13 protein-coding genes are annotated in these 14,554 nt (G+C 65.2%); 9 read left to right on the top strand and 4 right to left on the bottom strand.

The annotated features are described in order from the left end of the window. Nucleotides 1-103 precede the first annotated feature (103 nt). The 4 genes from Q9K01_RS03765 to Q9K01_RS03750 all read left to right on the top strand — a co-directional run bounded on the left by Q9K01_RS03765 (nt 104) and on the right by Q9K01_RS03750 (nt 2,700). Nucleotides 104-607 (top strand): SspB family protein, encoded by a 504-nt coding sequence (locus tag Q9K01_RS03765; RefSeq protein WP_305928859.1) that lies wholly within the window; start codon nt 104-106, stop codon nt 605-607. A 39-nt stretch (nt 608-646) separates the two neighbouring features. Next, nucleotides 647-1,063 carry a hypothetical protein gene (locus tag Q9K01_RS03760; protein WP_305928858.1) on the top strand — a complete coding sequence of 139 codons (417 nt, stop codon included), beginning with the start codon at nt 647-649 and terminating at the stop codon, nt 1,061-1,063. A gap of 74 nt (nt 1,064-1,137) precedes the next feature. After that, complete coding sequence (gene gmk, locus Q9K01_RS03755) at nt 1,138-1,821, top strand: guanylate kinase (protein ID WP_422785283.1); 684 nt, start codon at nt 1,138-1,140, stop codon at nt 1,819-1,821. Nucleotides 1,822-1,920: 99 nt separating this feature from the next. Beyond that, complete coding sequence (locus Q9K01_RS03750) at nt 1,921-2,700, top strand: EAL domain-containing protein (protein WP_479692271.1); 780 nt, start codon at nt 1,921-1,923, stop codon at nt 2,698-2,700. 1 nt (nt 2,701) lies between these two features. Here Q9K01_RS03750 and Q9K01_RS03745 read toward each other — a convergent pair whose 3' ends face one another. From Q9K01_RS03745 to Q9K01_RS03735, 3 genes are all read right to left on the bottom strand, one after another. Then, nucleotides 2,702-3,508: an SDR family oxidoreductase gene (locus Q9K01_RS03745; protein ID WP_305928855.1), complete on the bottom strand. Its 807-nt coding sequence runs from the start codon at nt 3,506-3,508 to the stop codon at nt 2,702-2,704. A 145-nt stretch (nt 3,509-3,653) separates the two neighbouring features. Continuing rightward, a complete protein-coding gene (locus tag Q9K01_RS03740; RefSeq protein ID WP_305928854.1) occupies nt 3,654-4,793 on the bottom strand; it encodes an acyl-CoA dehydrogenase family protein in 1,140 nt (379 codons plus the stop codon). 102 nt (nt 4,794-4,895) lie between these two features. Further along, nucleotides 4,896-6,074, bottom strand: a complete 1,179-nt coding sequence (locus tag Q9K01_RS03735) for an acyl-CoA dehydrogenase family protein (protein WP_305928853.1) — start codon at nt 6,072-6,074, stop codon at nt 4,896-4,898. 168 nt (nt 6,075-6,242) lie between these two features. On the opposite strand from Q9K01_RS03735, the gene Q9K01_RS03730 reads away from it, so the two are divergent. The 5 genes from Q9K01_RS03730 (at nt 6,243) to Q9K01_RS03710 (ending at nt 12,174) form a co-directional block, all read left to right on the top strand. Further along, nucleotides 6,243-7,124 carry an SDR family NAD(P)-dependent oxidoreductase gene (locus tag Q9K01_RS03730; protein ID WP_305928852.1) on the top strand — a complete coding sequence of 294 codons (882 nt, stop codon included), beginning with the start codon at nt 6,243-6,245 and terminating at the stop codon, nt 7,122-7,124. Further along, on the top strand, nt 7,121-8,596 hold the full coding sequence (locus Q9K01_RS03725) for an MFS transporter (RefSeq protein ID WP_305928851.1): 1,476 nt from the start codon (nt 7,121-7,123) through the stop codon (nt 8,594-8,596). The genes Q9K01_RS03730 and Q9K01_RS03725 overlap by 4 nt, the downstream gene beginning before the upstream one ends. Before the next feature lie 85 nt (nt 8,597-8,681). Then, a complete protein-coding gene (locus Q9K01_RS03720; RefSeq protein WP_305928850.1) occupies nt 8,682-10,016 on the top strand; it encodes an acyl-CoA dehydrogenase family protein in 1,335 nt (444 codons plus the stop codon). Next, nucleotides 10,016-11,104, top strand: coding sequence for a Zn-dependent alcohol dehydrogenase (locus Q9K01_RS03715; RefSeq protein ID WP_305928849.1), 1,089 nt, complete (start codon nt 10,016-10,018; stop codon nt 11,102-11,104). Before Q9K01_RS03720 ends, Q9K01_RS03715 begins: the two co-directional genes overlap by 1 nt. After that, nucleotides 11,104-12,174, top strand: a complete 1,071-nt coding sequence (locus Q9K01_RS03710) for a phosphotransferase family protein (RefSeq protein ID WP_305928848.1) — start codon at nt 11,104-11,106, stop codon at nt 12,172-12,174. The genes Q9K01_RS03715 and Q9K01_RS03710 overlap by 1 nt, the downstream gene beginning before the upstream one ends. On the opposite strand, the gene Q9K01_RS03705 is transcribed toward Q9K01_RS03710, so the two are convergent. After that, on the bottom strand, nt 12,171-14,447 hold the full coding sequence (locus Q9K01_RS03705) for a S8 family peptidase (RefSeq protein ID WP_305928847.1): 2,277 nt from the start codon (nt 14,445-14,447) through the stop codon (nt 12,171-12,173). The two genes, Q9K01_RS03710 and Q9K01_RS03705, sit on opposite strands and share 4 nt — an antisense overlap. Between the last annotated feature and the right edge of the window lie 107 nt (nt 14,448-14,554).

Here is a 14,554-nt window from a genome sequence, read left to right as displayed (position 1 = left end):
GGCGGTGCGGCGCAAGCGGGGAGCGCGGCCCGACGCTTCGGCGACGTCGATCAGTCGCGCAAGGCGCTTGACCCGCGGGCGGAGCCGTTCCACCTAGCACCCCATGAGCGACGATACACCCGACAGCCTGATCCCCTATGACGCCATCGTCCAGGAGGCGCTGCGCGCCGTGGTCGGCCGCGTGCTGGGCGAAATCGTCGACGCGGGCAGCGAACTGCCCGGCGCGCATCACTTCTACATCACCTTCAAAACCCACGCCCCCGGCGTCTCCGTCCCGGCCTCGCTGCGCGAACGGTTTCCGGACGAGATGACCATAGTCCTGCAGAACAAGTTCTGGGATCTGCGGGTCGAGGAAGAGCTGTTCAGCGTCGGCCTGTCCTTCAACCAGATTCCCGCCGAACTCGTGGTCCCCTACGCCGCGATCACGCAATTCGTCGATCCGGCGGTGGACTTCGGGCTGCAGTTCCAGGCGACCGTCGCCGACATGGCGCCCACCCCGACGGACGACCCCGGCAATGACGAGCTGGAACGCGACGCCGAGGGAATCGTTAAGGAAAGCGACGACGGTTCGAACGTCGTCACGGTCGATTTCGGCCGCAAGAAATAATCGCGCAGCCGCGTCTGCGCCGCATTGGGGCAGACTCTCATGGCAAAGCCGACTCACCTAACCGATATGGCCTCCGACCGGATCGACGACGCTGTCGAATCGGTTTCGGGTGAGCGCGATACCGTTCCTGGGCCGAGCACCAATCCTTCCACCAATCTCATCATCAACGACATCCTGCTCCGCAGCGTCGGCCGCTTGTCGCGGATTACGGTGGAGAAGGCGGTTCTGGGCCGCAAATACGGCAGCCAGTTCGCAAAGGATGCGGTGGAAAACCGATCGCTGCTGCACACGATGGCCGCCTATGGCGTGACCAAGGTGGCGACACGTTCGCTTCCCGGCGCTGCGATCGTGAGCACCGGCTTGGTACTCAAGGTCCTGTTCGATCGCAGCCAGTCGCGCCGCAAATCGCGGCGAACGGGCGAAAGGATGCTCCGGAAGCAGGCCGATTACGACTAGGACTGCCTGGCCGCACTGGTCGACCTCCCATCACAGGGCTTGATTTGCCACGGCGCGATGGGGCAACAGCCCCCATGGCTCACCCCCCCCTAGCAAGCGGCTCGCACCCGCACATCGATACGGACCCAGAGTCCGACGCCCTGCATCGGCGCGGCTTGATGTATATCTTGTCCTCTCCTTCAGGTGCGGGAAAAACGACCATTTCGCGGATGCTGCTGGGCGCCGACGAAGAGATTAAACTGTCGGTTTCCGTCACCACGCGGCCTCCGCGCCCCGGGGAGATCGAAGGCGTCCACTACCACTTCGTCTCGGATGGCGAATTCGACGTCATGATCGAGGAAGACGATTTCTACGAATGGGCACCCGTCTTCGGATACCGCTATGGCACGCCCAAGGGCCATATCCGGTCGGCGCTCAAGGACGGGCAGGACTTCCTCTTCGACATCGACTGGCAGGGCACCCAGCAGCTCTATCAGAAGGACCAGCAGGATGTGGTCCGGGTCTTCATTCTCCCCCCCAGCCTGGAAGAATTGCAGCGCCGGCTGACGGGCCGCGGAACCGACTCGGCCGAGGTGATCGCCAGCCGGATGGAGCGCGCCCGCGCCGAGATCAGCCATTGGGACGGCTATGACTATGTGGTCATCAACGACGATGTCGAAGCCTGCTTCGCCAAGGTGCGCCAAATTCTCGCCGCCGAGCGGATGAAGCGCCAGCGGCAGACCGGTCTGATCCCCTTCGTGCGAGAACTGATGCTGTGACCGTCGCCGCCTGAGGCACGCAATGACTGATAATTGTTAAATAATTCAAAGTATTAATCCCAGGTTAGATAATTCCGCTATAATGCCGGTACGTTAGGAGTGCTGCGCGTGAAAAGTGGATGCCAAGGGTGCAGGTCGCAACTGCACGAATTCGCCATTTCGATGGCCTTCCAGCCCATTGTCGATGTCGAGACCGGCAAGCCCTTCGTCTATGAAGCGCTCGTTCGGGGCATCAACGGCGAACCGGCCGCCGAGGTACTGGCGAGCATTTCGGAGGAAAGCCGCTACGCCTTCGATCAGAAATGCCGGGTCGCGGCGATCGAAGGCGCGGTGGCTGCGGGTATCCGCGACACCGGTGCACGCCTGTCGATCAACTTCCTCCCCAATGCGGTCTATTCGCCGCTCGCCTGCATCCAGCTGACGCTCAAGACTGCGCTGGCCACCGGCTTCCCGACCGAAAGGCTGATCTTCGAATTCACCGAGAACGAGGAGATGATCGACACCGAGCATGTCCGCGGCATTATCGAGACGTACCAGCAACTCGGCTTCGGCACGGCGATCGACGATTTCGGCGCGGGCCATGCCGGGCTCGGCCTACTGGTCAAATTCCAGACCGACTACATCAAGCTCGACATGGCGCTCATCAGAGGGCTCGATGGATGCCTTCCGCAACGCAAGGTGGTCGACGGGGTGGTACGGATGGCGCGTTCGCTCGGCATCGGCGTGATCGCCGAAGGCATCGAGACCGCAGAGGAGTTCGAGACGTTGCGCACGCTGGGTGTGCGCTACATTCAGGGCTATCTGCTCGCCCGGCCCCGGTTCGAGGGCCTACCCCCGATCCTCATGCCGGACGAACGGATGGTAAGCGCAGCCGCCTAGTTCAGCGCCCGCCGGCTGGATCGGCGAAATGGGTCGGCAGGTGGGCGTTGACGATCCCGCCATCCACCGCGAGCGTTTCGCCCACTGTGTAATCGCCCGCGCGACTGGCAAGATAAACGGCGCTGCCGCCCATATCCAGAGCATCGCCGACGCGCTTGTTGGGGATACCCTTGGCGCTTTCGTCGCCCATATCGCGCGCGACCTTGTTCATGTCCGAGGGGAAAGCTCCCGGGGCGATCGCCGTCACATAGACATGATCCTGGACCAGCCGCGCGGCCATGCGCCGGGTGAGATGAATCAGCGCCGCCTTGCTTGCTTGGTAGGAATAGGTTTCCCACGGATTGATCCGCAACCCGTCGACGCTGGCGATGTTGATCACCTTGGCGGGCCGTTGATGGCTGGCCGCGGCGGTCAGCAGGGTGTGGAGCTTCTGGGTCAGGAAAAAGGGCGTCTTGACGTTGAGGTTCATCACCTTGTCCCAGCCCTGCTCGGGGAAATCGAGGTAGTCGTTCCCCCAGGCGGCGCCGGCATTGTTGACCAGGATGTCGAGCTTCTTTTCGCGACCGGAAATCTCCGCCACCAGCTCGTCGATCCCTTCCATGGTCGAGATGTCGCCCTGGATCGGGACGACCTTGTCGCCCAGTTCTTCGGCGGTTTCGTTCAGCTCTCCGCCCTTGCGCGCGGTGATGTAGACCCGGTCGATCCCGGCGGCGAGGAAGCCTTCGACGATCATCCGACCGATGCCGCGGCTGCCGCCGGTGACGAGCGCGGTACGCCCTTCGAGACTGAAAAGGTCGTTGAGGTTCATCTGTGTTCTCCTTCTAAACCCCCTCTCCTTCAGGGGAGGGGCAGTGAGACTTGGCGTCGCGCAGCGGCGCCTAGTCGCAACGGGGTGGGGCAGCAGCAGCACAGCCCCCACCCCAACCCCTCCCCTGAAGGGGAGGTGCTTAGGATCAGTAGCCGCTCATCTCGGCGACGCGGCCCGCGTGGTAGTACTGGTCGCCCAGAAACTCCTGCAGCGCCCGGTCGCGCTTCATGTAGAGGCCGATGTCGTATTCGTCGGTCATCCCGATGCCGCCGTGCATCTGCACGCCTTCGCGCACAGCGAGACCCGCGACCTTGGCGACCTTGGCCTTGGCGACCGAAGCCATCAAATCGGCCTTCTCGCTGCCGCCGTCGAGCAGCTGCGCCGCCTTGATCACCACCGCGCGGGCGATTTCGACCTCGGAATAGAGATGGCTGGCGCGGTGCTGGAGCGCCTGGAATTCGCCGATCAGCCTGCCGAACTGCTTGCGCTGCTTGAGATAGTCGACGGTCATGTCCATCGCGCCCCGAGCTACGCCCACGCCTTCCGCGGCGGCACCGACACGTCCGGCTACGAGCATCGCGTCGAGCACAGCGCGTCCACCATCGACCTCGCCGATCACCGCGTCGCCGTCGAGTTCGACCCCGTCGAATTTCGTGTGGGTCGCGACCGAACTGTCGACCAGCCGGACCGCGTCGTGGCTCATCCCGCTCGCGTCCTTCGGGACCGCGAACAGCGTGATTCCATCCTCGTCGCTGTCGCCGCCCGAGGTGCGCGCGGCGACGATCATCATGTCGGCGCTGGCGCCGTGGATCACGAAGTCCTTCTGACCGGAAATCTTAAAGCCGTTGCCCGATTTCTCGGCCTTGGTGCGGATCGTTTCCGGGCGATGCTTGGCGCCCTCGTCGATGGCGATGGCATAGACCTTCTCGCCTTCGACCATGCCGGGAAGCCAGCGGCCCTTGGCATCGTCGCTCGCATGCGCCAGCGCGGTCGCCGCCAGCACCGAGCTGGTGAGGAAGGGCGACGGGGTCAGGTTGCGACCGATTTCCTCGAGCACGATGCCCGCTTCGACATGGCCCATCCCGAGCCCGCCGTGGTCTTCGCCGACCAGGATGCCGGTAAAGCCCATCTCGGCGAACTGCTTCCACAGCTCATGGCCGAAACCGTCTTTGCAATCGCGGTCGCGCCAGTGGCGCAGCTGCTTCTGGGTGTTGCCCTGTTCGGACATGAACTGGCTGGCGCTCTCCGCCAGCATGGTCTGATCGTCGTCGTGATAAAGTGGCATTCGCCTCTTCCTCTCTCGTCATCCCGCGCAAAGCCGGGATCTGGTTCGGCAGGGTTCGGATCGTATCGACCGCGACCCCAGCTTTCGCTGGGGTGACGGCAGTTAAGCTCCCGGAAGGTCGAGAATCCGTTTGGAAATGACGTTCAGCATCACTTCGCTGGTCCCGCCCTCGATGGAATTGGCCTTGGTCCGCAGCCAGCTGCGCGCTGGCTTGCCACCGGCGGTCTCCTCGCTCTCCCACTCCAGTGCGGTGCTGCCGCCCGCAGCCATGATCAGCTCGTGGCGGCGCTTGTTCAGCTCCGTCCCGGCGTATTTGAGCATGTTGGGCTGGGCGGGATGCCCCTTGCCCACCTTCAACTCGTCCATGAACTTCTCGCTCATCGCGGTGAAGGACAGCGCATCGACGTCGAACATCGCCATTTCGGCGCGCAGCACCGGGTCCAACTCGCCCTGACGGCTGCTCACCGCGCCCAGGGACGACGCGCGGTCGCCGCCGCCGGTGGCGGAGATCATTTCGCGTTCGTGACCCAGCAGATATTTCGCCACGTCCCAGCCGCGGTTGATCTCGCCGACATAGCCGGGGATGCCCTCGCCATAGCTCTTGGGCACCTTCACATCGTCCATGAAGGTTTCGCAGAACGGGCTGTTGCCGCTGATCAGCTTGATCGGCTTGGTGCTCACCCCTTCGCCCGCCATGTCGAAAAGCATGAAGGTGATGCCCTGGTATTTGTTCTCCTTGTCGGTGCGGACGAGGCAGAAGATCCAGTCGGCTTCGTCGGCGTAGGAGGTCCAGATCTTCTGGCCGTTGACCACCCAGTGATCGCCCTTGTCTTCGCCGAAGGTCTGCATCGAGACCAGATCGGAGCCCGACCCCGGTTCCGAATAGCCCTGGCACCAGCGGATCTCGCCATTCGCGATTTCGCGGAGGAAGCGCTGCTTCTGGCCCTCGGTGCCGAAGTGGAGCAGCGCCGGCCCGAGCATCCAGATGCCGAAGCTCGAGAGCGGCGGGCGCGCGTCGATCCGCGCCATTTCCTGACGCAGGATCTTGCCCTCCGCCGGCGAAAGACCGGCGCCGCCGTATTCCTTGGGCCATTCGGGGACGGTGTAGCCCTTGTCGCGGCAGGCCTCGAACCACTGCTTCTGCGCATCGCTCTTGAAGCTGGCGTTGCGGCCGCCCCAATAGACGTCGCCTTCGTCGCGGACCGGTTGGCGCATTTCGGCCGGGCAGTTCGCTTCCAGCCAGTCGCGGACCTTGCTGCGGAATCCTTCCAGATCGGACATCAGTCTCTCCTCTCGGTGCCTCGTCTCTTGACGTTAACGTTAGGTCGATTCGCACCCGCGCCGCAAGGGCAATGACGATGAAGCGCCATGCCGTAGCGTCAGCCGGTTTGCGTTGACCCGCGCGCCCTCAGCCCTAAGCTGCGCGGCCAGAGAGAGTGGGAGAAAAGAGTGCGATTCTCGGGAAAAACCGTGGTCGTGACGGGCGCCGCAGCGGGCATCGGGGCTGAGAGCGCCCGGTTGTTTGCCCGCGAGGGTGCCGTGGTCATTGCCGCCGATATCGACACCGAAGGCGGCGAAAGACTGGCGCGCGAAAGCGAGGGCGATATCCGCTTCCGCCAATGCGACGTCTGCGATGTCGAGGCGATCCGTTCGCTGATGGATTTCGCCGCGAGCGAGACCGGCGGGATCGACACGCTGCTCAACAACGCCGGGGCCGGCGGAGCGCGCGCGCCGATCGACGAGATCGAGCCCGCCGACTGGGATGCGACCATGGATCTGCTGCTGCGCTCGGTCGCGATGGGGATCCGTTACGCCGTGCCGCACATGATCGGACGGCCCTCGACGCGGACCGGCGGCTCCAGCATCGTCAACGTCTCCAGCGTCGCCGCGGTCGGGCCCGGCTATTCGCCGACCGCCTATGCCGTCGCCAAGGCGGGGGTGCTGCATGTCACCAAGCTGGCCGCCGCCGATCTTGCGCGCCATTCGATCCGGGTGAACGCGGTGCAGCCGGGCTTCATCAACACCGATATCTTCACCTCTTCGCTCGAAATCTCGGGCGAGGCCAAGGCGATTGCCAAGGGCGTTCTGGCGCAGATGTCGAGCAATGCCCAGCCGGTGAAGCGCGGCGGTCAGCCCGCCGACATCGCCGAGGCGGTCGCTTTTCTGGCGAGCGAGGCGGCTGGCTTCGTCAACGGCACCTCGCTGCTGGTCGATGGCGGGATCACGATCGGCCCGCGCGAGAGCTGGGACGAGGATGCGCCCAAGATGTTCGACGCGCTGCTCGCGATGGCGGAGGCGGCGGAGAAGCAGGTGAGCGAATCCAAGGCATGAGCTTCGTCACCGGCCCGCTCCCGCAGCGGCTCAAGATCATCCACGGCTTCGGCGCGGTCGCCTTCGGGGTGAAGGACAGCGGCTTCAGCTTCTTCCTGCTGATCTTCTACAATCAGGTGCTCGGCATGGATGCCGGGACGGTCAGCCTGGCGCTGGCCGCAGCGCTGGTCGTGGATGCCTTCGTCGATCCGATCCTGGGCAATCTGTCGGACCGGACCTACACCCGCTGGGGGCGCCGTCTGCCGTGGCTCTACGCCGCCGCGCTGCCGCTGGCGCTGGCCTGGGCGGTGCTGTGGAACCCCACCATCGACGGCACACCCGGTTTCTGGGAACTGCTCGGGATCGCGGTGACCGTGCGCGTGCTGCTGTCGGCCTGCGAGGTGCCTTCGGTCAGCCTGCTGCCCGAAATCACGCAGGATTACGACGAGCGCACGACGCTGTTCCGCTATCGCTACCTATTCGGCTGGATGGGCGGGCTGGTGATGATGCTGCTGGCATACACCGTCTTCATGCCCGGCTCCGAGGGGCTGTTGCAGGCGGGCGGTTACAGCTACTTCGGCATCTTCGGTGCGCTGCTGATCTTCGTGTCGGTGGTCGGCTCGGCGATCGGGCAGCACAAGCTCGTGGCGCATCTGCCCGCGCACAAGCCGCCGCCCTTCACCATCCGCACTGCCTTTTCGGAAATCGTCGACGCCTTTCGCGAAAAAGCCTTCCTGATCTTCGCGCTGGGCGGTCTGGCGGCCTATGTCAGCCAGGGAATGACCTTCTCGATCACCAATTATCTCAACATTTTCGTCTGGCAGATGTCGAGCGTCGAACTGGTCGGATATCCGGTGGTGCTGTTCCTGTCGGTGGTGATGATGTTCTTCGTTGTCGGGCCGATGCACCGCCGCTGGGGCAAGGCCAGGACCGCGGCGATCGGAGCGATCGTCAGCGTGATCTTGATCGCGACCCCGTTTCTGCTGTTCCTTGCCGGCCTCTGGCCCGAAGTCGGCGCGCCACCGGAACCGGGCGCGACCGGCGCACTCGCAGCGGTGCAGACCTCCACGCTGCTCTATTTCGGCTTCCTGCTGTTCGCCAATATGTTCGGCATCGTCATGATGATCTCGGCCTCCTCAATGATTGCCGAGATCGTGGAGGCGTTCCAGGAGCGCAGCGGCAGGCGGGCCGAGGGTTCATTTTATGCGGGCAATTGGTTCATTCAGAAATGCGCGACCGGCGCCGGCATCTTCGTGACCGGCCAGATCATCGGCCTGTCGCAATTGCCGACCAACTCCGCGCCGGGCACGGTCGAACAGCCTGTTCTTGCCAGCATGATCCTGCTTTATCTGGGGATGTCGGTTGCGCTGGCGCTGTTCGCCGCGTTCTGGCTGGCGCGCTTCCCGATCGGCCGCGAAGATCACGAGGCGAGGCTTGCGGCACTCGACAGCGCCGCGCGCGCCGATATCGATGCCGGGGCCACTCCGCCCTAGCGCCGGACCCGGTTTTCGCTTGGCGCGGCGGGCCCGCTCTGCCAGTTTCATCGAGCAACGAATTTCACGAGAGAGGATAGCGGATATGGATTTCGAACCCACCGAACGGCAGGTCTATTGGCGCGACAGGGTCAGGGATTTCATCGCCAACCATGTCCGCCCGGCGGTGCCGACCTATCGCGAACAGGATGCCGAGGGCGATCGCTGGAAGGTGATCCCCGTGGTTCAGGAGCTGAAAGCCAAGGCGAAGGACCAGGGCATCTGGAACCTGTTCATGCCGCCGCGCAACGACAGCCACCATCATGTCGACGACAGCTACGAGTTCGAAGGCCCCGGCCTGACCAATCTCGAATATGCGCTGTGCGCCGAGGAAATGGGCCGGATCGGCTTTGCCTCCGAGGTCTTCAACTGCTCCGCCCCCGATACCGGCAATATGGAGGTGTTCCACCGCTACGGCACGCGCGAGCAGAAGGAAGATTGGCTCACTCCGCTGATGAACGGCGAGATCCGCTCCGCCTTCCTGATGACCGAGCCCTTCACCGCGTCCTCCGACGCCACCAACATCGAAACCCGGATCGAGCGCGATGGCGACGAATACGTCATCAACGGGCGCAAATGGTGGTCTTCCGGCCTCGGCGATCCGCGCTGCAAGGTGTCGATCGTGATGGGCAAGACCGATCCCAATGCCGGGCGCCATGCGCAGCAGTCGATGATCCTGATGCCCAACGACGCCAAGGGCGTGAACATCCTGCGCCATTTGCCGGTGTTCGGCTATGACGATGCGCCGCACGGCCATATGGAGGTCGAGCTCAAGGACGTCCGCGTCCCCGTCTCGGCCATGCTGCTGGGCGAAGGCCGCGGCTTCGAGATCGCGCAGGGCCGCCTCGGGCCGGGCCGCATCCATCACTGCATGCGCACCATCGGCGTGGCCGAGGAAGCGCTCGAGAAGATGTGCCGGCGGCTGCAGGAACGCGAAGCCTTCGGCAAGCCGATCTACAAGCATTCGGTCTGGGAGGAACGCGTCGCACGCGCCCGGATCGACATCGACATGACCCGCCTGCTGTGCCTCAAGGCCGCCGACATGATGGACAAGGTCGGCAACAAGAGCGCCAAGCAGGAAATCGCCATGATCAAGGTCCAGGCGCCCAACATGGCGCTCAAGATCATCGACGATGCCATCCAGGCGCATGGCGGCGGCGGCGTGTCGAACGACTACGGGCTCGCCAACGCCTACGCCCATCAGCGCACGCTGCGGCTGGCGGACGGGCCCGACGAGGTCCACGCCCGCTCGATCGCGCGGATGGAATTCGCCAAGCACGCGCCGCAGGAAGGTCCCAGCGCTAATGCCCTGCGCGACGGTAAGGGACCGGCTCGGAACGACGACCGGATGAGCTCTGGCGACATGGGAGCAACTCGCTGATGGCCAAGGCTGCAATTCTCGAGTCTGTCGGCAAGCTCACGATCGGCGAGGTCGAACTCGCCGATCCGCTGCCGCATGAGGTGCTGATCGACACGAAGGCCTGCGGGCTGTGCCATTCGGACCTGCACTTCATCGACGGCGCCTATCCGCACCCCATGCCCGCGATCCCGGGCCACGAGGCGGCGGGCGTGGTCCGCGCGGTCGGTTCCGAGGTCAAGACGGTCAAGCCGGGCGACCATGTGGTCACCTGCCTCTCGGCCTTCTGCGGCCATTGCGAGTTCTGCGTCACCGGCCGGATGGCGCTGTGCATGGGTGCCGACACCCGCCGCGACCAGACCCAGGGACCGCGCATCACCCGTGCCGGCGGCGACGAGACGGTCGCGCAGATGCTGAATCTGTCGGCCTTCGCCGAACAGATGCTGATCCATGAACATGCCTGCGTCGCCATCGACAAGGACATGCCGCTCGACCGGGCGGCGGTGATCGGCTGCGCGGTGACGACCGGCGCGGGCGCGGTCTTCAACGCCTGCTCGGTGGTGCCCGGCGAATCGGTCGCTGTGATCGGCTGCGGCGGGGTCGGTCTCGCCGCGATCAACGCGGCGCGGATCGCCGGGGCGGGCCAGGTCATCGCGATCGATCCGATCCCCGAGAAGCGCGAGCTGGCCAAGGTGCTGGGCGCGACCCACACCATCGACGCGATGGCGGACGATGCGGTCGAGCAGGTCATGAAGATCTCGCGCGGCGGCGTCCATCACGCGATCGAAGCGGTCGGCCGCCAGGCGAGCGCCGATCTGTCGGTGAAAATCCTGCGCCGCGGCGGCATGGCCACGATCCTCGGGATGATGCCGCTCGACTGCAAGGTCGGGCTGGGGGCGATGGATCTGCTCAGCGGCAAGAAGCTCCAGGGGGCGATCATGGGAATGAACCACTTCCCGGTCGATCTGCCGCGGCTGGTCGATTTCTACATGCGCGGTCTGCTCGATCTCGACACGATCATCTCGGAACGCATTGCGCTCGAGGATATCAACAAGGGGTTCGACACCATGCGCAACGGCCATTCGGCGCGCAGCGTGATCGTGTTCGACTGATGGCGATCGATTTCGACAAGGAGATGGTCGGCACCGTCGCGGTGACCGACAACGACCGGCTCGATCTGGACCGGCTTGGCCAATGGTTTGCCGCGAATGTCGAGGGGTTTAAAGGCCCCATCGAATATTCGAAGTTCAAGGGCGGCCAGTCCAATCCGACCTACCGGATCGACACGCCGGGCATTTCCTACGTGCTGCGCCGCCAGCCGTTCGGCAAGCTGCTACCCAGCGCCCATGCGGTCGATCGCGAGTACAAGGCGATGGCGGCACTGGGGCCCACCGGCTTCCCGGTGCCGAGGACCTACGGGCTGTGCGAGGATCCCGAGGTCATCGGCTCGATGTTCTTCGTGATGGGGCTGGCCGATGGGCGAAATCTTTGGAACGGCGCCCTGCCCGACAGCACACCCGAAGAACGCCGGGCGATCTACCACGCGATGATCGATACCATGGCGGACCTTCACATGAAGGATCCCGACGCCATCGGCCTGGGCGACTTCGGGAAGTCGGAGGATTATTGCGCGCGCCAGATCGGCCGCTGGTCGAAGCAGTACAGACTGTCGGAAACCGAGACGATCCCCGAGATGGACCGGCTGATCGAATGGCTGCCGCAGACGATCCCGCCGCAGCATCAGTCATCCGTGGTCCATGGCGACTACCGGCTCGACAACATGATCTTCGAGAAGGACGCCTCGCGGGTGCTCGCGGTGCTCGACTGGGAATTGTCGACGCTGGGCGATCCGATCGCCGATTTCAGCTATCTCATGCTCAACTGGCACAATCCGGGCGATGGCCGCGCCGGGCTGCTCGGGCTCGACCTCGCCGAACTCGGCATTCCGTCGCAGGATGAAGCGGTCGAGCGATATGTCGCGCGCACCGGATTCCCGGTTCCGCCGATGGACTGGTATTTCGCCTACAATCTGTTCCGGCTCGCGGGCATCATCCAGGGCATCAAGAAGCGCGTGATCGACGGAACGGCGTCATCCGCTCATGCCAAGGAGATGAGCGAACGCGTGGTTCCGCTGGTCCAGCGCGCGCATGAGTTCGCTCTGCGCGCCGGGATGCCCGCCTAGAACCCCTTGCGCCAGGTGACCGCCACGCCCGCATCGTCGGGGGCGGCGGCGTAATGGCCGGGATCGGTGCGATAATAGACGCTGGCGCTGGCCCGGCCATGGGCGAAGGGGCCGCGCCAGCCGACCTCGCCGACGGTCTCGCGCCCGGTGGGGCTGAGCGACAGGCGGCGGGTGCCGAAACCGGCGGTCTGGGCAGCGTAATCGTAGCTCACCGGTAGCGTCACATCGATCCCGCCACCGGTCACCCGCAGCGGCTGCGCGAGACGCAGGCCGAAGCTGTCGCCGCTGGCGAACAGATCGCCGCGCGACAGGTCGAGCGACCAGGCGTTGCTCTGGAATCCCGAGCTCGCTGCGATCAGCCCGCTCTCGCGCGGGCGGGTGAAGCCGTGACGATAGCTCGCTCCCAACTGCCAGCCCGATGGAAGATCGATCGCGGTGGAGGTGTCGAGAAAGAGCGTGTCCGCGCCGTTCGCGCCGAAGCTGTCGGCGAGCAAGCTGCCCAGCATGGTCGCATCCTCCTGCAGCCAGGTGAGGCCGAACACGGTGTCGAGCGGACCGAAGCTGCGATCGGCGGACAGGCCGAAGCTGCGGGTGGCATGCCGTTCGCGCGGGGTGCCAAGCATATCGCGTCCGTCGCGGTAATTGCCGAGCCAGGCCTCGCCGGTCTCTGCGCTGCCGGTGAGGCCCCAGCTCCCGAACTGCTGCCGCAGCGCAAAGCCGGCGTCGCTGCTGCGCGCGAACCCGGTATCGCCGGTCGCGTCGTGCGCGATCAGGAAGGCGGGTTGCGACGAGCCCTGCAATTGCGCGGTCAGACCCTGCGCCCCTTCGCGCAGCGCGAAGCCGACCTCCACATCCGGCGCGATCCGCGCCAGCACGCGGGCCGCCAGCACCCGCGCGCCTTCGGCCTCGCTGGCGGTGAGATTGAGCTGCCGCGCCATGCTGGTCTGCGCATCGAACGGCCGCTCGTCGACGGTGAAGGCAAGCGATAGGCGCTCGGTCCCCAGCGCCAGATGCTGGTGCCCTTGCTGGAGCGCGCCGTGCAGCTTGAAGTCGGGCACCGCGCCGCGCAGGCCCGTGCCATAGTTGAACCCATAGGCGCGGCGATATTGGTCGAGCAGCACGGCTTGCAGATTCTGCGGCGCCGCGAAGGCGTCGCCCATCGCAGCGGAGCCGACGGCGGCGGTCTCCCCGATCCGCACGATAGTGGTGCCACCCGCGAGCGTGGTCGTGCCGCTGGGCGCGAAAGCGGCGGCGATATCGAGACTGCCGCGGCCATAGGTCGCATCGACCCCGGTCGTTCCCAGATCCTGCGCCGATTGGAGAAGGATTTCCACTATTTGGCGGCCCGTCAGATTGGGGAAGGCCTGTCTGAGCAGCGCCACCGCCCCCGCCACCTGCGGGGTGGCGAAACTGGTGCCCGAAAACAGCAGGCGAAAGCTGCCGTCCGCATCCTGGCCGACGAAGACCTCTCCGTTCTCATAGACGCAGCAGATGCGCTCGCCGCGGGCGGTCAGATACCAGTCCGCTTCGCTGCCAGCGCGCTGGCTGAAGCTCGATAGCTGGAAACCCTCGCCTATCGAACCGACGATGATGACGTTGTCGCCGCCAGCATCGCGGATACCGCGCGCGAAGTCGGTCGGCTGGCCGGGGTCGACTCCGCTGGTGCTCCCGTCCCCGGAATTGCCCGCCGCGACCACCACCACCACGCCCGCTGCGGATGCGCGCGCGACGGCGGCGAGAACCCGCGAGCCGGGATTGCCGCCACCGAGGCTGAGATTGACCACCGAAGCGCCCGACTTCACCGCTTGGTCGATCCCGGTGGCGATGTCGTCGTCGAGGAAATTGCAGCCCAATGCGGTGTCGTCGGGCGTGTCGGTCGCACAGCTCCCAACCCGATCCGCGCGCAGCACGAGCAGGTCCGCATCGAAGGCAATACCGAGAACGCCGCTGTCGTTGCGCGCCGCCGCCGCGACCAGCGCGACGTTGGTGCCGTGATCGTCCTCCGCCTCGAACCCGCGATCGGCGGCTACGTCACGCGAGTCGGGATGGATGCGGCCGAGGAACTCCGGGCTGTCGCGGTCGATCCCGGTGTCGATGATCGCAATGAGCGAGCCCTTCCCGGTGGTTCCCTGCGTCCAGGCGGTGACCGCACCGTGCTGGTCCGGGCCGTCCGACAGCCGGAACTCCTCGGTGTTGTAGTTCGTGGTGGGCGTTGGAGTGGGTGTGGGTGTCGGTGTTGGTGTCGGCGTAGGGGTCGGTGTCGGTTGCGGCACAGGGGTGCTGGATATGCCTCCCGATCCGCCGCCGCCGCATGCGACCAGCAAGGCGAGCGGTGCGAGTGCTGCCCCGGTGCGAAGAACAACGCAAGATTTGTGACCGC

Origin of the sequence: Qipengyuania benthica (assembly GCF_030717865.1) — a bacterium.
In the GTDB taxonomy this organism is placed as follows: domain Bacteria; phylum Pseudomonadota; class Alphaproteobacteria; order Sphingomonadales; family Sphingomonadaceae; genus Qipengyuania; species Qipengyuania benthica.
Note: the sequence above shows the minus strand (reverse complement) of the source record. Positions and strands in the feature narration are given on the sequence as shown.

Excerpts from the sequence above, each read along its gene's own strand:
- Q9K01_RS03765 (WP_305928859.1), top strand. The coding sequence starts at position 104 with ATGAGCGACGATACACCCGACAGCCTGATCCCCTATGACGCCATCGTC.
- Q9K01_RS03760 (WP_305928858.1), top strand. The coding sequence starts at position 647 with ATGGCAAAGCCGACTCACCTAACCGATATGGCCTCCGACCGGATCGAC.
- gmk (WP_422785283.1), top strand. The coding sequence starts at position 1,138 with ATGGCTCACCCCCCCCTAGCAAGCGGCTCGCACCCGCACATCGATACG.
- Q9K01_RS03745 (WP_305928855.1), bottom strand. The coding sequence starts at position 3,508 with ATGAACCTCAACGACCTTTTCAGTCTCGAAGGGCGTACCGCGCTCGTC.
- Q9K01_RS03740 (WP_305928854.1), bottom strand. The coding sequence starts at position 4,793 with ATGCCACTTTATCACGACGACGATCAGACCATGCTGGCGGAGAGCGCC.
- Q9K01_RS03735 (WP_305928853.1), bottom strand. The coding sequence starts at position 6,074 with ATGTCCGATCTGGAAGGATTCCGCAGCAAGGTCCGCGACTGGCTGGAA.
- Q9K01_RS03725 (WP_305928851.1), top strand. The coding sequence starts at position 7,121 with ATGAGCTTCGTCACCGGCCCGCTCCCGCAGCGGCTCAAGATCATCCAC.
- Q9K01_RS03720 (WP_305928850.1), top strand. The coding sequence starts at position 8,682 with ATGGATTTCGAACCCACCGAACGGCAGGTCTATTGGCGCGACAGGGTC.
- Q9K01_RS03715 (WP_305928849.1), top strand. The coding sequence starts at position 10,016 with ATGGCCAAGGCTGCAATTCTCGAGTCTGTCGGCAAGCTCACGATCGGC.
- Q9K01_RS03710 (WP_305928848.1), top strand. The coding sequence starts at position 11,104 with ATGGCGATCGATTTCGACAAGGAGATGGTCGGCACCGTCGCGGTGACC.